Source organism: [Zimmermannella] faecalis ATCC 13722 (genome assembly GCF_000381765.1).
GTDB lineage: Bacteria > Actinomycetota > Actinomycetes > Actinomycetales > Microbacteriaceae > Gulosibacter > Gulosibacter faecalis.
Genome location: NZ_KB907075.1, coordinates 37,774 through 56,721 on the forward strand (window position 1 = coordinate 37,774; position 18,948 = coordinate 56,721).

Sequence of the window (18,948 nt, forward strand, 5' to 3'; positions counted from 1 at the left end):
GCGACTACACGGCGTAGCGGCGGCGCAGGGCGCCGTCGATCTCCTGCTGCGACGTGAAGTCGCGAATCACCTCGACGGGCACGCCGAGGTCGCCGAGCGAGTCGGCGATCGCGCCCGAGGTGAGCACGAGGTCGGCCTCGCTGGCCTTCCCCTTCGCCGAGATCGTGTCGGTCGCTTCGACCGTAAAGAACGGGGCCCAGCCCCACTTGCCGAGCACCTGCTCGAGCGTGTTCTTCAGGAAGATGCTCGTGCCGACGCCGTTGCCGCACACCGTGAGGATGTGCCCCTTCGACGCGACGGTGCCGGTGAGGTCGACGTCGTCCTGTGCGGGCTCGGCCGAGGGCTTCGCCGCGCTTGCGGCGCTCGCCGGGCTGACGGTCTTGATCGCGCCGGTCGCGTCGCCGCTCGCGAGCACGTCGAGCACGGCCTCGGGGGTGGCTGCGGTGTCGAGCTGCGCGCGCTTGTCGCCGTCGGCGAGCACGCCCGCGAGCGCGGCGAGCGCCTGCTGGTGCTGCGTCGCGTCGGCCGCGGCGAGGCCCATCACGATCGTGACGGGGTCGTTGTCATCCGACCCGAACTCGACCGGCGCGGCGAGGCGCGCGAACGAGAGGCCGGTGCGCTCGACCGACTCGTCGGGCCGGGCGTGCGCGAGCGCGAAGCCGGGTGCGATGACGATGTACGGGCCGTGCTCGTCGATCGTCGCGAGCATCGCGTCGGTGTACGCGGGCTGCGTCGCGCCGGTCTGCACGAGCAGGTCGCCCGCCGCCATGACGGCGGCGCGCCAGTCGTCGGCGGCGACATCGAGCTCGATCGCGTCGACCGAGATGAGGTTCCTGAGCTTGCCCACGGGGGTCTCCTTCTGGGTGGCCCGGCGACGCCTGGATGCGGCGTGGCGGCCGGGCACGGTTGTGCCGACTCCCAGTCAAGTCCGGAAAAATGCGCGGCGCAACTCAGCGAGTTGGATTCGCAACCATGCGCCGTCTCGCCGGTGCTCGGTACGCTTCGGGTATCCATCCATTCGAGCGAGGAGCCGCCGTGCCGTACGCCATCATCACCGTCGACAAGCCGAACAGCGTCGAACTGCGCATGGAGCTGCGCCCGACGCACCTCGAGTTCCTCACCGCGAACGTCGACCGGCTGCTCGCGGCGGGGGCGAAGAAGGATGCGGAGGGCAACCCGACCGGCAGCCTCCTCATCGTCGAGGCCGACTCGCTCGACGACGCGCAGCGCTTCGCCGCCGAAGACCCCTACGCGGTCGCCGGCCTGTTCGCCGAGACGCAGGTCGTCGAGTGGAACAAGGCGTTCTTCAACTTCGAGTCGTTCCTGTAGCGCTGGTTACCGCGCGGGCGCCGGTTCGCCGATCGTGCGATCGCGCCCGGCGAAGACCCCCGCGACCATGAGCCCGAGGACGACCGCGACGAGCAGCCCGAGCCCGGCCATCCACCCGCCGGTGGCCTCGAAGAGCCCGCCCGCGATGATCGGCCCGAGCCCCGCGACGACGTAGCCGATCGACTGCGCCATGCCCGACATGCGCACGGCGTCGGCCGCCGTCGCGGTGCGCTCCGAGATGAGCCCCATCGCGACGGGGAGCATCATGCCGGTCGTGATGCCGATCATCACCGTGAACACGGGGATGAACTGCGGCACGAACATCGCGCCGAGCAGGCCGATGAGCGTGAGCGGCAGGTAGCCGACCGCGATGATGCGCTGGTCGCGGGCGCGGTTCATGATCCAGGCCGCGAGGAAACCGAACGGCACGCCGACCATCTGCGCGAGCGCGAGGTGGAAACCCGCGCTTGCCTCGTCGATGCCCTGCGCGCGCTCGATCGTCGGCATCCAGTTCGTGAACGTGTAGAACACCATCGACTGCAGGCCCATGTAGGCGCACACCGACCACGCGATCGGCGAGCGCGCGAGCCGCACGGTCGAGCCGCCCGCCGCCGCGAGGTTCGCCGCGTGGTCGCCGCGCTTCGACCGCACGAGGAACAGGGCCGCGCACGCGAGCGCGACCGGCAGCGACGCCGCGAGCGCGATTCGCCACTGCCCGCCCGTGGCCTCGGTGATGACGACCGCGAGGCCCGCGCCGAGCGACGCGCAAGCCGTCATGACGCAGGTCGTCATGCCGAGCACGAGCGGCGCGCGGGGGTGGAAGTCGCGCTTCACGAGCACCGGCAGCAGCACGTTGAGGGTTGCGATGCCGACGCCGAGCAGGCCCGTGCCGATCCAGAGCGCCCAGGCCGGCACGAGCAGGCGCAGTGCGAGGCCCGACGCGACGACGAGGAGCCCGACGAGCGCGAGCCGGTCGAAGCCGAGCGCGCGGGCAAAGCGGGCCGTCGGCAGCGCGAAGATGCCGAACGCAAACACCGGCAGTGCCGCGAGCGCGCCGAGCGTCGTCGCGTCGAGACCGACATCGTCACCGATGCGGGTCACGAGCGGACCGAACGCGGTCACGCCCGCGCGCAGGCTAGCCGCGAGCAGCAGCATCGAGACGAGGGCGAACACGCGCGATCGGTTCCAGAACGGCGCCGAACCCGACATCGCCACATCCCTTCGTCTCGGCACCGCAGCAGCGCCATAAAAGGCCAGTATGGCGACACTTGCCGGTTGCGGCAATTTCGCGGGCGGGCGGCGTCGCTGGGGCTCGTCGCCGGGCTAGTCGTCGGTCGTGTCGGCGTCGGCCTCGTCGTCGAGCAGCAGCGACTCGCGGATGCGGCGCAGGTCTTCCATGAGCGACCCGATGAGAATCCAGCGCTGCCCGCGCGGCGCCGCGAGCTCGAGCGGGGCCGTGAGCGCCGGAATCGCCGACGTCATCGGCTCGGGGTTCACGTCGGCGAGGTGCACCGCGAGCCGCACGTCGTGGGCGCAGCGGCGCACCTGCTCGGCGATGTCGAACGCCATCGGCTCCTCGCAGAGAGAGTCGTCGTAGTGGTCGTAGAACGCGCGCGTCATGCCGATCACCTCGGTGACGATCGGCCGCAGGCGATCCTCGACCAGCGCATCCATTTCGTCGAGCAGCTCCCGCTTTTTCGCCCCGAGCGGGTTGAGGGTGAGCGACTCGCGCGCCTCGGCGATCGCGTTGCGCGTCGCCTCGACCATGGGTCGCAGCAGCCGCACCTCGAGCATGAGGCCGTGGAGCTCGCCCGCCGTCTGCCGCGTCTCGAGCGCGTCGGCGAGGCGGCCGAGCGACGCCGAGATCTCGCGACCGAGGTCGGCGACCCGCTCGCGCGCGGGCTCGACGTGCACGGGCGCGACGATGAGCAGGTTCACGAGGAACCCGATGACGGCGCCAATGATCGTCTCGATGATGCGGTCGAGCGCGAAGCCGATGCTGCCGCCGCCCATGACGATGACGAGCATCGAGCTGATCGCCATCTGGTTGAGCATGCCGAGGCTCGTGCGTGCCACCCAGCCGATGACGAGCGACACGGCGATCGCGATGATCGCGGCGAGCGCCGTGTGGCCGAGCAGCGCGCCGAACAGGGTCGCGATGAGCACGCCCGCGATGACGCCGAACGTGCGCTCGATGCCCTTGCTCGCGGTCTGGCCGAGGTTCGGGGCAACGACGAGCAGCGCCGCGATCGCCGCAAACACCGGCATCTCAATCTTGAGGCCGTACGTGCACAGGGCCCACGCGAGGGCGATCGCGATGAGCGTCTTCAGCACTTGCAGCCACGGCGGGCGCTTGGCCGCGAGGAAGGTCGAGGTGAAGCGCATGACTGCCAGCCTAGGCCGCGAGGTTGAGGGGAATCGATGCGACCCCGATGCGGTGGCAATGCCGCGTCACGGGCGGCACCGGATGCGCCCTACGCTGGAGCCATGACCGCTTCAGTACCGCAGCTCGTCGCGCTGCTTGACGGCTCCCTCGTCGATGTTGACACTCCCCTGCTGCGCGCCGACGACCTCGGCGTCGTGCGCGGCGACGGCGTCTTCGACGTCGCGTCGTGCCGCAACGGGCGCGTGACCGACCTCGAGGCCCACCTCGAGCGGCTCGCGACGTCGGCGCACATCCTCTCGCTGCCCGAGCCCGACCTCGCCGGCTACGCGCGGGCCGTCGACGCGCTCGTTGACGCCTGGGACTGGGAGGCGCACCCCGAGGCGACCGTGCGCCTCGTCGAGACTCGCGGCCCCGAACACGGCGGCGAGCCGACGTGCTGGGCGATGATGCAGCCCGTGCCCGACTCGGTGCGCCGCGAGCGCGAGGGCGTGCGCGTCGTCGTGCTCGATCGCGGACACGAGGCCGAGGAGACCTCCGAGCTGCCGTGGCTGCTACCAGGCGCGAAGAGCCTGTCGTACGGCATCAACATGGCGGCGAAGCGGTGGGCGAAGGCGCACGGCGCCGACGACGCGATCTTCGTGACGCCCTCGGGGCTGCTGCTCGAGGGGCCGACCTCGGCGCTCGTCGTCGACCTCGACGGGGAGCTCGTCACCCCGCGGCAAGACGGCATTCTGCCCTCGACAACGCTGCGCACCCTCGTGGATGCGGCGCCCGAGGCCGGACTGCAGGTGCGGTTCGCGCACCTGCAGCGCGAGGCGCTCGCGGGCGTGCGCGGCGCGTGGCTGCTCTCGTCGGGGCGCATCCTCGCGCCGATCGTTTCGATCGACGGTGCGGAGCTCCCGATTTCGCCGCTGCACCCGACGCTGCGGAAGCTGCTCGCGGTGCCCGGCGCGTAGGCGCTTGGCCCGGAAACGAGGGCGGGCGGGGTGCACCGTTGGGTGCGCCCCGCCCGCCCTCGTTTGGCTACGCCTGGTGGCCGCGGTTGCGGAGGTAGGCGAGCACGGTCGGGTCGTCGGTCTGCGCGAGCCAGTCGAGCAGCTCGGGCGACGCCGACGGCGCGGTCGCGAGGTACGGCCAGAGCTCGCGGTGCTCCTTCATCGGCTCGAGCTCCTCGGCGGATGCGCTCGGGTCGAGCGCGCGCCGGGCGAGCGCGGGCAGGTCGGGCGCGGCCTGCTGTTCCTGCGGCTCCGCCTCGGCGGGCTGCTCAGGCTGGGCCTGCTCCGACTGGGCCTGGGCAGGCTGGGCCTGGTCGCCGCTGCCGAAGTTCACGGTCGGCTGGTAGCCGTAGCTGTACCCCGAGTCGTACGACGACGAGGACCCTTCCTGCTGTGCATCTGCCTGCTCCGACTGGGCCTGCTCCGCGGCTGCCTCCTCCGACGCGGCCTGCTGAGCCTCGGTCGGCTGCGGCACCTCGGCCGGAGCCTGCGGCTCGGCAGGCTGCTCGTCCGCCGGCGCAACCTCGGCGGCGTCCTGCTGCGCCGAGTCACCGGCACCGAAGTTCACGGTCGGCTGGTAGCCGTAGCTGTAGCCGGAGTCCTCGGCCGGTGCGGGCTCGGCCGGTGCGGCCTCGTCGGTTGCGGCGTCCGCGGTCGAGGCTCCTTCGGTCGCGGTTTCGTCAGTCGACGACGCGGTCTCGGAACCCGTGCTCCAGCCCGGGGTCCAGCCGTTCTCGGTCGACGCTTCCGCTGCCGGCTCAGTCGCCGAGTCGGCCTCCGCGCCGATCGTCGGCTCGGCCGCGACCGTGTCGGCGAGCGCCTGCTCGTCGGCGGCCGGTTCCTCGGGCTCCGTTGCTTCCGCAGCGGGCTGCACGGCCTCGGGCTCGGCGGGCGTCTCTGACGTCGCCGACGAACCCGTGGCGCCGTAGCCGGCCCACGACGGCGCGCCGAAGGCGTGCTGCGTCGGCTGCTCGCTGCGGTCGGTCGCGGCGTCTGCGGCAGACTCATCGGCAGCGGGAGCGTCCGCCTCAGATTCCTGGGCCTCGGTCGGTGCCGATGCCTCGGGCTGCGAGCCGAAGCCCCCGAACGCGGGTGCCGACGGCGGCACGGGCGGCTGGCCGTAGCTCGGCGTTGCCGAGTGCTGCGAGTCGGATTCGGGCACGCCGGCCGACTCGTTCGTCGACTCGACGTCGTCAGTCGAGGCCTGCGCGCTCGACGACGCAGACTCCTGCTGCGTGCCGAACGGCGATGCCTGACCGAATGCGGGCTGGCCGTACTGGCTGGGCTGGCCGTAACCGCCCTGGCTCGGCTGCGAATCCTGCTGGGGCTGCCCGTAGCCGCCCGACTGCTGGCTGCCGAAGCTGCCCTGACCCTGCTGCGAGTCCTGCGGTGCGTATCCGCCGGGCTGGTGCCCCTGCTGACCGTACTGGCCCTGCTGGCCCTGCTGGTTGTCGTTGCCCTGCTGGGTGTTCTGACCAAACTGGCCGAACTGAACCTGCTGGTTGGTCTGGGCCTGCTGACCGTATTGGTTGCTCTGGCCCTGCTGGGCATCCTGGGCACCGGTGTACTGGCCGAAGCTCTGCCGGCCGTAGCCCTGCTGCGCGAAGCCCGACTGCTGCTGGCCATAGCCGCCCTGGCCCTGCTGCTGGCCGTAGTCGGGCTGACCCTGCTGCTGGCCGGGCTGGCCGAACTGACCCTGCGGGCCGGGCTGACCCGCCTGACCGTACTGCCCACCCTGCGGGCCCTGCTGGCCGCCCTGGCCGCCGACCTTGAGTGCGGTGCCGGTCGCGGCGAAGTGCTGCTTGAGGCTCGGGAGGAAGAGCACGGCCGCCGCGAGCACGAGCGGGAGCACCACCGTGAACGCGAGGAAGTACACCGCGGGCAGCACGCTCGCCGAGTTGAGGCGGTCGAGGCGCTGCTCGATGAGGCCGAAGATCATTGCGATCAGGCCGAGCACCGCGATGCCGCCCGTGATGATGAGCAGGAACATCTGCGTCGGTCCCTGCGCCGGGCGCGGTGCCGGCTGTCCGCCGTACTGGGGTTGTCCGCCGAACTGCTGCTGGCCCTGCAGCTGCTGCGGCGCGGAGGCCTTGCCGCGCAACGCGAGGTAGCCGTAGGTGGCCGCACCCGCGATGATGAGCGACAGCACGAGCAAGATCACCGTCATCGTCGTGCGGCCGCCGCTGAGCTCGGCCTCTTCAAACGTCGGGATAAACGCGGTGATAGCGAACAGCACCGCGCCGACCCCGAAGATCGCGATCGCGAGCAGCGAGAGCCCGAGCGCCGAGAACCAGCGGGTGGTCGCGTCGATGCGCTTCGTCGAGCGCTCCGCCTCGGGCGAGAGCGCGGAGATGCCGAGGGGCGCCGCCGCGACGAGCGCGAACGGGAGCGACGAGATCGAGCCCGCCACGATGCCGAAGGTGTTGCTCGTCTCGACGCCGACGAGCGAGAAGCTGAGGCCGATCGTGCCGTCGATGATCCAGGCGAGGAGGGCTGCGAGGCCGATCGCGATGCTCGCGATTCGCGCGGGTTCCGACCCGAGCGCCGACAGCAGCGCGGGCAGCGCCACGAGGCCGATCGCGACGAGGGCGCCGAAGACGAAGCTGAGGATCGCCGGGAGTCCGTTGAACTCGACGTAGCCGCCGACCTGGTCGCTGATCTCGCCGATCGCGAGGAACCCGCCGATGAGCATGGCGAGCGCACCGATGCCGACGACGCCGATGAAGCCAAAGTTCAGGCTGCGACGCGCGACGTCGGCGAGCTTGTTCGGCTGCCCGCTCTCGTTCAGCTCGTAGTCGCGGCTCTGGAGGTTGAACGCGGCGCCGGCGAGCGCCACCGCGGCACCCGCGCCGAGGCCGACGAACGGAATGTCACCGGCGAGCGAGTCGGCCGCCTGGAACGAGAACACGACCTCGAACACGAAATAGACGAGGAATGTCACGACGAGCGGCACCTGCGCGGCCGCGCGAATGAGGTAGACCGTCTTGCGGGGCATACCGAGCACGCCGAACCGCGAGACAACCTGCAGCATGCCACCGAGCGCGGCGACGAGGGCGGTGATGAGCGGCGCAATGACGGTCGCCGTCAGCGCGATCTTGCCGCTGTCGAAGCTAAAGTGCCACACCATCACGAGCGCAAGGAGCGGGAGCACCGCACCCGCGATGTCGCGCACCCAGTCGAGCACCGAGCTCTTCACCGGCTGCGGCTTCGGGCGCGGCGGCTGACCGGGCTGGCCGTACTGCTGCTGGCCAAAGCCCTGCTGTGGCGCGCCCTGCTGACCGTATCCGCCGGGCTGCTGGCCGCCGTAGCCGGGCTGGCCCTGCTGGCCGTAACCCTGCTGCTGACCGAAGCCCTGCTGCTGGCCATAACCCTGCTGCTGGCCGAAGCCCTGCTGACCGAAGCCCTGCTGGCCGTTGCCGCCGGGCTGCTGCGCGTATCCGCCGCCCTGCTGGCTCTGATTCTGCTGGCCGTAGCCCTGCTGCTGGCCGTAGCCCTGTTGCCCGTAGCCCTGCTGGCCGGGCTGCTGCCCGTAGCCCTGCGGCGGGCCATAACCACCCTGCGGCTGGTTCGAGTAGCTGTCGCTCACTGCTGCTCCTTCGCGCGCGGCGTCAGTGGTCACCACGCTTCATGAGATCTGGTGGGTCGCCCCGCAGCCGGCCACGCAAAACGGGCTCGCTGGGAGTTCGTTCGAAGCCTATCGGCCGCCCACGACATTTCTCAGGCCTCAGGCGAAATCGAGTTCGCCGTTGCTCGAATCTCACTCCGGAGTGTGACGCGCGGCGGCGCGACAGCCTCCGATCGGCTGATGTTTCTCACGAGCGGCACGGGATATCGCCGAGTGACCCCGCATGACCCGCGATGTCGTCGAGCCTCCGAGCCCCTGCTACACGGATTCTTCGCCTGCTCAGGCTGCGGGTCTACGCTTCGGTCATGGAGACTATTTCCGTTGCAGAGCTGCACAAACTTGGTGACAACATCACGCTCATCGACGTGCGCGAGCCCGACGAGGTCGCCGAGGTGCGCATTCCGTTCGCGAAGGTGATTCCGCTCAGCGAAATCGCCGACCGAATCGACGAAGTCCCCGCCGAGGGCGCCTACATCATGTGCCATGCGGGCGGACGATCGGCGCGCACCGTCGACTTCCTCGAGCGCTACGGCAAGCAGGCGACGAACGTCGACGGCGGCATCGCGGCGTGGGAGTCCGAGGGCTTCCCCGTCGAGCGCGGCTAACCAGCCTCACCTACCTGTGGACGGCCGGGCGCCGTGTCGCCGGCCGCCCGTAGGCTTGTGCGCATGGCAACGGCACAGCAGGTTCTCGAACGCGTCTGGGGGTACCCGGAGTTCCGGGGCCAGCAGCAAGAGATCATCGACGCGCTCGTCGAGGGACGCGACGCCCTCGTGCTCATGCCGACCGGCGGCGGCAAGTCGCTCTGCTACCAGGTGCCCGCCCTCGTGCGCGAGGGAACCGGCGTCGTCATCTCGCCACTCATCGCGCTCATGCAAGACCAGGTGGATGCGCTCGCGCAGCTCGGCGTGCGCGCCGCATACCTCAATTCGACCCTCGACCCCGACGAGCGGCGCCTCGTCGAGCAGCAGTACGTCGCCGGCGAACTCGACCTCCTCTACCTCGCACCCGAGCGGCTACGCGCGACGATTCCCCTGCTGCAGCGGGGCAAGGTGTCGCTGTTCGCGATCGACGAGGCGCACTGCGTGAGTCAGTGGGGCCACGACTTCCGCCCCGACTACCTCGAGCTGAGCATCCTGCACGAGCAGTGGCCCGACGTGCCGCGAGCCGCGCTCACCGCCACCGCGACCCTCGCGACGCGCGACGAGATCGTCGAGCGGCTGCGGCTCGACGACGCCGCGAAGTTCGTCTCGAGCTTCGACCGCCCGAACATCCAGTACCGCATCGTGCCGAAAGACCGCGCGCGCGACTCGCTCATGAAGTTCATCAAGGCCGAGCATGAGGGCGACGCCGGCATCGTCTACTGCCTCTCACGCAAGTCGGTCGAGCAGACCGCCGAATACCTCAGCGACCGCGGGATTCCCGCCCTCGCCTACCACGCCGGCATGCCCGCGACGACGCGCGCGACGAATCAGGCGCGGTTCCTGCGCGAAGAGGGACTCGTCATGTGCGCGACGATCGCGTTCGGCATGGGCATCGACAAGCCCGACGTGCGGTTCGTCGCGCACCTCGACCTGCCGAAATCGGTCGAGGGCTACTACCAAGAGACCGGCCGCGCGGGCCGCGACGGACTGCCGTCGACCGCGTGGCTCGCGTACGGGCTGCAAGACGTCGTGCAGCAGCGCCGCATGATCGAACAGGGCGAGGGCGACGACTTCTACAAGCGGCAGCAGTCGCTGCACCTCGACGCGATGCTCGCACTCTGTGAGACCGCGGGCTGCCGCCGCCAGATGCTGCTCGACTACTTCGGCGAGACGTCGCAGCCGTGCGGCAACTGCGACAACTGCCTCACCCCGCCCGAGACCTGGGACGGCACCGTCGCCGCGCAGAAACTCCTCTCGACGATCGTGCGCATCGACCGCGCCCAGCGCCGCTCGTTCGGCGCGGGACAGCTCATCGACATCCTGCTCGGCCGCGATACCGACCGCATCGCGCAGAACCGCCACAACGAGCTCACGACCTACGGCATCGGCACCGAGCTCGACGAGCCGGGCTGGCGCTCGGTCGTGCGGCAGCTGCTCGCGATGAACGTGATCCGCGCTACCGGCGACTACGGCGTGCTGCGCATGACCGAGCGCGGCGCCTCGGTACTCGCGGGCGGCGAGCAGGTGCAGCTCCGCACCGATGTGCGCGAGCAGCGCGTGCGCGCCTCGCGGACGTCGAGAGCGTCGCGCGCCGCCGAGCTCGAGTCGATGCAGCCCGACCAGGTCGCCCGCTTCGAGCGACTGCGCGAGTGGCGCCGCGACACGGCGCGCGAGCAGTCGGTGCCCGCCTACGTCGTCTTCAACGACGCCACCCTGCGCGAGCTCGCAATCGAGCGACCCGACACCCTCGGCGCCCTCGCCGGCATCTCGGGCGTCGGCCGCTCGAAGCTCGAGCAGTACGGCGACGAGGTGCTCGAGGTACTTGCGCTGCGGGAGTAGGTCGGGGGCTAGCCGATGAGGGCCCAGGTCTGCGTCGCGAGCACAACCCCGAGAAACACGAGCAGCACGCCCGCCGCGATCGACATCACGCCGCCACGGCGCGACTCCCGAATGCCCGCACGAGGATCGGGCACGCTGTGCGCCGCGCGCTCATGCTCGGGCGCGACATCGGCGTCGAGCCAGCGTGGCGCATCCTCAAATCCCTCGGGCACCTCACCGCTCGCACCCTCGCTCTCGACCGGGCGCGAGTAGCCGGGCTCGTGCTGCCGCATCGCCTCGCGGCGACGCACGAGCCGCGTAACGCCGTACACGATGAGCGCCGCGCCGCCGACCGCGATCGCGATCGACAGCCCGACAACAACGATGCGGAAAGCGAAGAAGAGGGTGAAGGTCATAGATTCCTCGAGCGGACGGTGGTCTTACAGCTGGCTGTCGGGCACTGAGAACGTATCGCAGGCGCCGACGCCCTGTTCGTAGCCAGTGATGAGCCAGGTGGTGCGCTGCTCACTCGTGCCGTGGGTGAAGGCCTCGGGCTGTACCTCCATGCCCTGCTGCTCCATGATGTGGTCGTCACCGATCGACTCGGCCGCACTGATCGTCGTCTCGATCTCGGCGCGCGTCGGCGCCTCAAGCACCTGCTCGCCGTCGGCGTTCGTCGAGTTCGCGGCGTCGCCCATCCAGGCGCCCGCGAGGCAGTCGGCCTGCAGCTCGATGCGCACCTGCCCGCCGTTCGCGCCCGTGTCGCGCTGGCGATCGGGCGTCAGGAACCCGGCAAGGTTCTGCACGTGGTGGCCCCACTCGTGCGCGAGCACGTACATCTCGGCGAGCGAGCCGCCCGACGCGCCGAACTGGTCAACGAGGATGTCGAAGAACGACGTGTCCATGTAAATCTGCTCGTCGGTCGGGCAGTAGAACGGACCGACCGCGTTCGAGGCCGTGCCGCACGCCGACGACGTCTGGCCCTCGTACAGGATCACGGTCGGGTCGCGGTAGTCGGCGATGCCGATCTCGTCGGCGTGCGCCGCCCAGTACGACTCGAGCGACACCGCGGCGCCCTCCATGCGGCAGTCGCGCTGCTCGTTCGCCTCGGCACCGGTGCACGAGATGTCTTCGTCGTTCGCCGACTGCTCCTGGCCCTGGCCCGCGCCAAAGAACTGCGTGAGGTCGACGCCGAAGATCTGCGTCGAGAGCAGGCCGAGCAGCAGCACAACGACGCCACCGCCGCCCGCGACCGCCGCCGTGCCGCCGCGGCGCTTGCGCACGTTGCCCGAGTCAAGCTTCGCATCGTCGTTGAAGGTCATGTCGCTAATCTAACGCGTTGGCCGCCGTCGGACGCCATCGCGCGCGCATCACTGGTCGGTCACTCGTGTGACTTGCTGGAAACCCCAACATGCGGGGCCTTCGGGAGATCGCACCCCCGACTCGCGCAGAAGTTGGGCGGGTGACTTGGGGATTCCATCACCCAAGCCACCCGCCCAGCCTTACGCGAAGTCGCGGGAGCGCCTAGCGGCGCGATCCCCGCTTGAGGCGGTAGATCTCGCGCTCGTCCTGCGGCTCCTCGCCCGACTCGCGAAGCGCGACGTAGTGCGCGTTCGCCTCCTCCTGGCGCTCGAGCTCCTGGCCGTTCGAGATCTTCGCGCGCAGCTGCTCGTTTGAGTAGCCAAACGTGTCGACGAGCTCCTGCGACAGCGGGCGCAGGCGCTGAATCAGGCGGTCGATGTAGCCCGTCACGAGGCGCGCGCGGCGCGTCGTGAGGCGACCGGCGAGCAGGTACCACTGCAGGTCGCGCTCGATGAGCGAGAGCCCGAAGAGGTCGCGCAGCCACGTCATCACGCGGTGGGTCTCCGACCCCGCGTCGAACGTCTCAAGCTTGCGGGTGAAGGCGTCCCACTGCGTCAGCTCGGCGTAGGCGCGCGCCGCGCGGATCAGCTTGTCCTGGTTCGCGTTGAACACGTCGTTCTGCTCGGCCGGTGAGGCCTTCGCGACCTTGCCGAGCTCCATGCCGATCTCGGCGATGACCTCTTCGACGCGGGCCTCGAGCAGCTCGCGCTGGTTCTCGGGCTCGCGCAGCCAACCGACCGAGCGGGCCGAGTTGCCGAGGTCGCCGACCGTGCCGCCGAGGCGGGCGAGTCCGATCTCGCGGAACGCCTTGCCCGCGACCTGGCCGGCGACGATGCGGGCCTGGCCCCGCGCATCCACACCCTTGAACTTCGCGGCGTAGTCGTCGAGCAGGCGCTTGCCGACGAGCTGGTGCAGCACGTTGTTGTCGCCCTCGAAGGTCGTGTAGACGTCGAAGTCGTGGTGCAGGCCGACGATGCGGTTCTCGGCGAGGAAGCCGGCGCCGCCGCAGGCCTCGCGGGCCTCCTGCATCGTGTCCATCGCCTGCCACGTCGACAGCGGCTTCAGCGCGGCGGCGAGGGTCTCGAGGTCGGCGCGACGCTCGGGGGTGTCGCCCGCGCCCGAGAACACGGCGTCGAATTCGCGCAGCAGCTCGTCGTGCGCGAACGTCGCCGCGAACGCCGTCGCGATGCGCGGAATGAGGCGGCGCTGGTGGCGGCCGTAGTCGAGCAGCACGGTCTCGCGGCCCGAGCGCGTGTTGTCGAACTGGCGGCGCTGGTTCGCGTAGGTCACCGCGATCTGCAGCGACGCCTGCTGCGCGACGGCCGCCGAGCCGTCGAGCGAGACGCGACCCTGCACGAGCGTGCCGGTCATGACGAAGAAGCGGCGTCCGGGCGACTCAATCGGCGACGAGTACGTGCCGTCAGGCTCGACGCTGCCGTAGCGGTTGAGCAGGTAGTCGCGCGGAATCCGCACGTTCGTGAAGTGGAGCCGGCCGTTGTCGATGCCGTTCAGGCCGCCCTTCACGCCGTCGTCGTCGCCGCCGACGCCCTCGAGGAAGTTGCCCTCGCCGTCGCGGATCGGCACGTAGAACGCGTGCACGCCGTGGTTGACGCCCTTCGTGATGAGCTGCGCGAAGACGACCGCCGCGACGCCGTCCTTCGCGGCGTTGCCGAGGTAGTCCTTCCACGCGTTGCGGAACGGGGTGTTGATGACCCATTCTTCGGTCGATTCGTCGTAGGTCGCGGTCGTCGCGAGGGCGGCGACGTTCGAGCCGTGGCCCGACTCGGTCATCGCGAACGCGCCCGGGATGCTGAGGTCGATGACGCCCGGCAGCCAGCGCTTGTGGTGCACCTCGGTGCCGAGGTGCATGATCGCCGAGCCGAACAGGCCGTACTGCACGCCCGACTTGATCTGCAGCGACGGGTCGGCGAGCAGCAGCTGCTCGAACACGGCGAGGTTGCCGCCGTGGTTCTCGTGGCCGCCGACGCTCTTCGGGAACGCGAGCTTCGGCGTGCCCACCTCGACGAGCTTGTGCATCTGCTCGAACACGCGCTTGCGGTGCTCGGGCATGTTCAGGCTGTCGTCGCGCCAGAACTCGGGCATCGCCGAGATCTCGCGGCCGCGCTCGCGCAGCTCGGGCCACGTGCCGAGAATCGCGGCGTAGATCGCGTCGCGGTCGATGCCCGAGACGCTCGTGCCGGTTTCGAGGTCGTGGTCGTCGTCGTGGTCGGCACCGTTGTCGGTGCGGGGCTCAGTCGTGATGTCAGTCATTGGTCACCTTTCCTGATCCGCTCGCGGCGGGGTCTGCTGCGGGTCGCAGTGGCCCAAAGCAGAGGGGCGGAGTTGCGGGAGCGGCGCGGCGAGGATGCGGGCCTCGGCGCACGCGTGACTCAACGCTAAGTCAGCCCCACGCAGGCGGGTACGGGGATGCGCGGGCGCAACAATCGCGCCCGTTGCGCCGCTCGCGTGGTTGGCACGACCCTACAAACTGCGCGGCGGATCCTGGGAAGGTGTCGACAAGTCTCGGCGTACTGTCTCCCTACCCTCGCCCTCGCTGCCCACGCCCGCCTGCCCTCGCACGCGCTGCCCTCGCGCGTCCGCGTATCCGCGTGCCCCGCACCTGACGTGCCCGACGAGACCTGACTACTCGGACGAGACCTGACGGCATGCCATCAGGTCTCGTCGGGCTCGTCAGGTCTCGTCGGGATGATCAGGGGTGGATGTGCGGGGCGGGGGGGGAGAGAGCGAGCTAGCGAGCGAGGAAGAGGAGGAAGAGGAGGAGGAGAGCGTCAGGGGCGCACGCTCGGGGTTATCCACAGGCCGAGGGTGAAGCTCGGTTCTCCACAGGATCTAGCGGACCACCGACAGTCGCGAGCCAGATGGGCTGGAATCTGCGCATGATGATCTACGAGACCGGCGAAACGGCGGCGCCGCTCGACGCGAGCGCGCGCCAGTCGCTGCGACTCGCGCGGGCGAGCGAGTTTCTCCAGGTATACCCGGGCTACTACGTGCAGGCGGCCGATCCGCGGCCCTCCGCCGAACTGCTTCACGCGGCGCGCACGCTCGCGGCCGCGCGCGAGAACCACCAGGGCGTCGTGTCAGGCATCAGCGCGGCGGTGCTCCACGGGTTGCCGCTGACGCGCAAACGCCTGGGAACGAAGGTGCAGTTCACGCGACCGTGGTTCGGTCGCGCAAACGAGTGGGTGCGCACGAGCGAGGCGCGGCTCGACGAGACCGAGGCCGAGTTTCGAGCCGGGGCGCGTGTGACCACGCTGCGTCGCACCGTGCGCGACCTCGCAGTCGTACTGCCCGCCGACGAACTCCTCGCGGTAGCCGACGTTGCGCTGCAGTGGGGCGCCGACTTGCGCGACCTCGCCGTTCCGGGCGCACCGCACGCACGCAAGCTGCGGTGGGTCTGCGAACACGCGGATGCGCGCAGCGAAAGCATCGGCGAGTCGCGCAGCCGCGCACTCCTGCTCGAACGCGGCTTCGCGTGGGACACGCTGCAGCCGAACGTCCTTGACGCGCACGGCAGGTGGCTAGCCCGGGCCGACTTCGGGCTCGCGTGCGGACTGCTCGGCGAGTTCGACGGTCGATCGAAATATGGTCGGCTCCTGCGCCCCGGGCAAGACTCGTCGGGCGCGATCATGCGTGAGAAGAACCGCGAGAATTCCCTACGCGATGCGGGCTGGGAGATCGTGCGGTGGGGCTGGGACGACCTGAGCCGGCCAGAAGTAATCGTCACGCGTATCCGTGCTGCGCTCGACCGCCTCAGCAAGACGCCGCCTCGTGGATCACTTGCCGTTGCTAGGTCAAACGTGCTCGATCGGCCCGACTGGTCGCAAAAGCTCACGTTCACGAGGTCGCTGCCCCCGCGCCCTGAGCCCGCCCGCGCATCCGTGCGCACCGCACCTGACAAGCCCGACGCGACCTGATCGCTCGGACGAGACCTGACGGCATGCCATCAGGTCTCGTCGGGCTCGTCAGGTCTCGTCGGGGTGATTAGGTGTGGGATGGGCGGGGCGGGATGGGATGGGTAGGGCGGGGCGGGGGGGGCCGGGGCGCTACTGGGACTTCAGGGCCTCGGAGAGCTTCACCTTGCCGCCGGTGCGCAGCACCGAGTTGCGGTAGATGCGCCCCGCGAGCCAGATGACGCCGACCACGAACGCGACCATGACGGCGGTCGCGGCCACCGGCTCCCACCACGCGGCGTTGCCCTGCAGCAGCCGCAGCGGCATCGCGACCGGCGACGAGAACGGGATGTACGAGAGCCACCACATGAAGGTGTCGTTCTGGAACCCGAGCATCGGGCCGATGTACGGAATCATCAGCAGGTACGTGAGCGGCGCGGTGGCACTCGCGACGTCCTCCGGCCGCGACACGGTCGCCGACAGCGCGGCGTACATGCTCGCGTAGAACATAAACCCGAGCAGCGTGAGCACGCCGAACCAGATGAGCGCCACCCCGATGTCGGGGATCTCGGCGAGGTTGCCGGTGATCGAGAGGCAGATGAGTGCGACCGCAACGATGAGCACGACCTGCGTGATCGCCATGACGGTGCCGCCGACGATCTTGCCGGCGAGGATCGTGCTCGGCCGCACGGTCGACACGAGCAGCTCGACGATGCGCGACGCCTTCTCTTCAACAATCGACTGCGACAGTCGCTGCGCGTACAGCATGATCGACAGGAAGAACACGAGCCCGAACGCGAGCGCGACAAACATCATGAGGAACTGCGGGATGCCCTCATCACTCACCTCGAGCGAGGCGGTGACCGGGTAGAGCGTGAGCCCCTGCGAGAGCGACTCGGGCACGCCGTCGAGGCCGATGAGCACGTAGCCGGGCGCCTGCGCGATCGACTCGGCGTCGTACGGCGTGCCGTCGTCGGCGAACAGCTCGATGCCCGCGGCGTCGGCACCGGTCGTGATCAGCGCGTCGAGGTCGCCCGACTCGACGTCGGCGACGGCCTCATCGATCGAGGCGTACTCGACGATCGCGCCGTCGACGAGCCCCGGTGGGAGCTGCTCCGAGTCGATGGTCGTGCCAATGGTCTGGTCTTCGCTGCCGCCGCTCGTGAGCCCCGACATGAAGTCGCCGAAGTAGCGGCCGCCCAAGATCGCGAGCGCGACGAAGGCGACCACCGAGATGAAGCTCCACACCATCGCTTTCGAGCGCAGGGCGGTGCCGATCTCGCGCTTCGCGATGAGGCGCACGCCCTCGGCGGTCGTGATGCGCCGGGCCACCGAACCATCGGCAGGGGTGGATGTGGTCTGCTGCGTCATTAGCGCACCTCCCGGAAGATCTGTGCGAGCGGCGTGAGCTCACGGTTGAAGCGGCGCACGGGCCCGCGGGCAACGGCCTCGCGGAGGAGTTCCTGCGCGCGCTGCTCGGCCGCGGCGTCGTCGGCGGCCGAGATGCGCACGACGGTGCCGGCCGCATCCCGGTCGACCACCTCGACGTCGGGCTGTTCGCCGAGCCACTGCGTGTCGTCGGCGTCGAGCCGGTACATGCCGCGCGAGTGCTGCTCCTGCAGCGCCTGCCGCGAGCCGGTCGCGCGAATCTCGCCCTGCGAAATGATGACGAGTTCGTCGCTGAGCCGCTCGACGACGTCGAGCTGGTGCGACGAGAACAGCACCGGCACGCCGCGGGCCGCCTCTTCTTGCAGCGCGGCGAGCACGACGTCGACCGCGACGGGGTCGAGGCCCGAGAACGGCTCGTCGAGCATGAGGAAGTCGGGGCGGTGCACGAGCGCCGTGCAGATCTGCGCCCGCTGCTGGTTACCGAGCGAAAGCGACTCGACGTTGTCGTTCGCGCGCTCACCGAGCTCGAGCCGCTCGAGCAGGTCGGTCGCGCGGCGGGTCGCGACGTCGCGGCGCACGCCGTGCAGTTCGGCGAAGAAGACGATCTGCTCGAGCACCTTCATCTTCGGGTAAAGGCCGCGCTCCTCGGGCATGTACCCGAACAGGGCCCGATCGGCGTCGGTGATCGGCTTGCCGTCGAGCAGCACCTGGCCGGCGCGGGGCCGCACGAGCCCAAGAATCGTGCGCATCGTCGTGGTCTTGCCCGCACCGTTCGCGCCGACGAAGCCCGTGAGGTGGCCTCCCGACACCGTGAACGACACATCCTTGAGCACCTGCCGTTCGCCATACCAGTGGCTCACATTTTGGACTTCGAGCAGCATGATCCCCCAGGTGTTTCGAACGGCAACATCTGCCTAGCAACGTACCGGCGGTCAGTGTCGAATCACTGAGAATCGCGGGGATGCGCGTGGTACGGGAGCGGAACTTTCGCCGCGTATCCGCTGGCCCAGTCAGCCCGCCGCCAGCCGGCAGGCCCGCTACCGCGCCGCGGGCGCCGCGTCGGGCCGCACCGCCGCGCGCACCGCGAGCACGATGTCTTCGGGCGTCGAGAACTTCGAGATCACGCCGACGACGCCGCGTCGGGTCGCGACCTCGACGACCTCGTCGTCGCGCTTGCCCGTGAGCAGCAGCACGCGCGGGCGCGCACCCTCGACGTGCAGGAGCCGCTCGAGCGCGTCCACGACCGTCGTGCCGTCGTCGAACTTCGCGGCGACGCAGAGCAGCTCGGGGTGCTCGGCGTTCACGAGCGGCACCATCGCGTCGACGCTGTCAGCCGTGCCGACGACCGAGAAGTCGGGATGCGCGCCAAGAATCAGCGAGAACCCCTCCCGCACCAGCAGGTGGGGTTCAACGATCACGACCGACGTTGGCGCCACGTCTACCTCCAAGCCCTGACTGGCGCGAGTGCTCCCTCGCATGCGGCAACCGT

15 protein-coding genes are annotated in these 18,948 nt (G+C 69.9%); 5 read left to right on the forward strand and 10 right to left on the reverse strand.

Going from position 1 to position 18,948, the window contains the following annotated elements:
- Window positions 1–4 precede the first annotated feature (4 nt).
- Window positions 5–847 carry a PTS sugar transporter subunit IIA gene (locus G328_RS0102910; RefSeq protein ID WP_019617846.1) on the reverse strand — a complete coding sequence of 281 codons (843 nt, stop codon included), beginning with the start codon at window positions 845–847 and terminating at the stop codon, window positions 5–7.
- Between the two features lie 188 nt (window positions 848–1,035).
- Here G328_RS0102910 and G328_RS0102915 point away from each other — a divergent pair, with 188 nt between their 5' ends.
- Window positions 1,036–1,329 carry a YciI family protein gene (locus G328_RS0102915; RefSeq protein WP_019617847.1) on the forward strand — a complete coding sequence of 98 codons (294 nt, stop codon included), beginning with the start codon at window positions 1,036–1,038 and terminating at the stop codon, window positions 1,327–1,329.
- A 6-nt stretch (window positions 1,330–1,335) separates the two neighbouring features.
- Here G328_RS0102915 and G328_RS0102920 read toward each other — a convergent pair whose 3' ends face one another.
- Together G328_RS0102920 and G328_RS0102925 are read right to left on the reverse strand one after the other, a co-directional pair.
- On the reverse strand, window positions 1,336–2,538 hold the full coding sequence (locus G328_RS0102920; protein ID WP_019617848.1) for an MFS transporter: 1,203 nt from the start codon (window positions 2,536–2,538) through the stop codon (window positions 1,336–1,338).
- A 114-nt stretch (window positions 2,539–2,652) separates the two neighbouring features.
- Complete coding sequence (locus tag G328_RS0102925; RefSeq protein WP_019617849.1) at window positions 2,653–3,714, reverse strand: FUSC family protein; 1,062 nt, start codon at window positions 3,712–3,714, stop codon at window positions 2,653–2,655.
- Between the two features lie 102 nt (window positions 3,715–3,816).
- Between G328_RS0102925 and G328_RS0102930 the strand changes: the two genes are divergently transcribed.
- Window positions 3,817–4,671, forward strand: a complete 855-nt coding sequence (locus G328_RS0102930; protein WP_019617850.1) for an aminotransferase class IV — start codon at window positions 3,817–3,819, stop codon at window positions 4,669–4,671.
- A 67-nt stretch (window positions 4,672–4,738) separates the two neighbouring features.
- On the opposite strand, the gene G328_RS16580 is transcribed toward G328_RS0102930, so the two are convergent.
- Window positions 4,739–8,296, reverse strand: a complete 3,558-nt coding sequence (locus G328_RS16580; RefSeq protein WP_026339616.1) for a DUF7937 domain-containing protein — start codon at window positions 8,294–8,296, stop codon at window positions 4,739–4,741.
- Between the two features lie 344 nt (window positions 8,297–8,640).
- Here G328_RS16580 and G328_RS0102940 point away from each other — a divergent pair, with 344 nt between their 5' ends.
- On the forward strand, window positions 8,641–8,940 hold the full coding sequence (locus G328_RS0102940; RefSeq protein WP_019617851.1) for a rhodanese-like domain-containing protein: 300 nt from the start codon (window positions 8,641–8,643) through the stop codon (window positions 8,938–8,940).
- A gap of 63 nt (window positions 8,941–9,003) precedes the next feature.
- Window positions 9,004–10,818, forward strand: coding sequence for a DNA helicase RecQ (gene recQ / locus G328_RS0102945; RefSeq protein WP_019617852.1), 1,815 nt, complete (start codon window positions 9,004–9,006; stop codon window positions 10,816–10,818).
- 8 nt (window positions 10,819–10,826) lie between these two features.
- On the opposite strand, the gene G328_RS0102950 is transcribed toward recQ, so the two are convergent.
- The 3 genes from G328_RS0102950 to G328_RS0102960 all read right to left on the reverse strand — a co-directional run bounded on the left by G328_RS0102950 (window position 10,827) and on the right by G328_RS0102960 (window position 14,430).
- On the reverse strand, window positions 10,827–11,213 hold the full coding sequence (locus G328_RS0102950) for a hypothetical protein (protein ID WP_019617853.1): 387 nt from the start codon (window positions 11,211–11,213) through the stop codon (window positions 10,827–10,829).
- A gap of 24 nt (window positions 11,214–11,237) precedes the next feature.
- Window positions 11,238–12,119 carry a KPN_02809 family neutral zinc metallopeptidase gene (gene ypfJ / locus G328_RS0102955; RefSeq protein ID WP_019617854.1) on the reverse strand — a complete coding sequence of 294 codons (882 nt, stop codon included), beginning with the start codon at window positions 12,117–12,119 and terminating at the stop codon, window positions 11,238–11,240.
- Between the two features lie 202 nt (window positions 12,120–12,321).
- Window positions 12,322–14,430 (reverse strand): acyl-CoA dehydrogenase family protein, encoded by a 2,109-nt coding sequence (locus tag G328_RS0102960; protein ID WP_019617855.1) that lies wholly within the window; start codon window positions 14,428–14,430, stop codon window positions 12,322–12,324.
- A gap of 626 nt (window positions 14,431–15,056) precedes the next feature.
- On the opposite strand from G328_RS0102960, the gene G328_RS15660 reads away from it, so the two are divergent.
- Window positions 15,057–16,094: a hypothetical protein gene (locus G328_RS15660; RefSeq protein ID WP_154651506.1), complete on the forward strand. Its 1,038-nt coding sequence runs from the start codon at window positions 15,057–15,059 to the stop codon at window positions 16,092–16,094.
- Between the two features lie 129 nt (window positions 16,095–16,223).
- On the opposite strand, the gene G328_RS0102970 is transcribed toward G328_RS15660, so the two are convergent.
- The 3 genes from G328_RS0102970 to G328_RS0102980 form a co-directional block, all read right to left on the reverse strand.
- Window positions 16,224–17,441, reverse strand: coding sequence for an ABC transporter permease (locus tag G328_RS0102970; protein WP_083919521.1), 1,218 nt, complete (start codon window positions 17,439–17,441; stop codon window positions 16,224–16,226).
- Window positions 17,441–18,337: an ABC transporter ATP-binding protein gene (locus tag G328_RS0102975; RefSeq protein ID WP_026339617.1), complete on the reverse strand. Its 897-nt coding sequence runs from the start codon at window positions 18,335–18,337 to the stop codon at window positions 17,441–17,443. The genes G328_RS0102970 and G328_RS0102975 overlap by 1 nt, the downstream gene beginning before the upstream one ends.
- Before the next feature lie 159 nt (window positions 18,338–18,496).
- Window positions 18,497–18,895, reverse strand: a complete 399-nt coding sequence (locus G328_RS0102980) for a response regulator (protein WP_019617859.1) — start codon at window positions 18,893–18,895, stop codon at window positions 18,497–18,499.
- Between the last annotated feature and the right edge of the window lie 53 nt (window positions 18,896–18,948).

Bases quoted from the DNA above. Each gene is read 5' to 3' on its own strand.
- G328_RS0102960 (WP_019617855.1), bottom strand. From the start codon at position 14,430: ATGACTGACATCACGACTGAGCCCCGCACCGACAACGGTGCCGACCAC.
- ypfJ (WP_019617854.1), bottom strand. From the start codon at position 12,119: ATGACCTTCAACGACGATGCGAAGCTTGACTCGGGCAACGTGCGCAAG.
- G328_RS15660 (WP_154651506.1), top strand. From the start codon at position 15,057: ATGATGATCTACGAGACCGGCGAAACGGCGGCGCCGCTCGACGCGAGC.
- recQ (WP_019617852.1), top strand. From the start codon at position 9,004: ATGGCAACGGCACAGCAGGTTCTCGAACGCGTCTGGGGGTACCCGGAG.
- G328_RS0102920 (WP_019617848.1), bottom strand. From the start codon at position 2,538: ATGTCGGGTTCGGCGCCGTTCTGGAACCGATCGCGCGTGTTCGCCCTC.
- G328_RS0102970 (WP_083919521.1), bottom strand. From the start codon at position 17,441: ATGACGCAGCAGACCACATCCACCCCTGCCGATGGTTCGGTGGCCCGG.
- G328_RS0102930 (WP_019617850.1), top strand. From the start codon at position 3,817: ATGACCGCTTCAGTACCGCAGCTCGTCGCGCTGCTTGACGGCTCCCTC.
- G328_RS0102950 (WP_019617853.1), bottom strand. From the start codon at position 11,213: ATGACCTTCACCCTCTTCTTCGCTTTCCGCATCGTTGTTGTCGGGCTG.
- G328_RS0102940 (WP_019617851.1), top strand. From the start codon at position 8,641: ATGGAGACTATTTCCGTTGCAGAGCTGCACAAACTTGGTGACAACATC.
- G328_RS0102925 (WP_019617849.1), bottom strand. From the start codon at position 3,714: ATGCGCTTCACCTCGACCTTCCTCGCGGCCAAGCGCCCGCCGTGGCTG.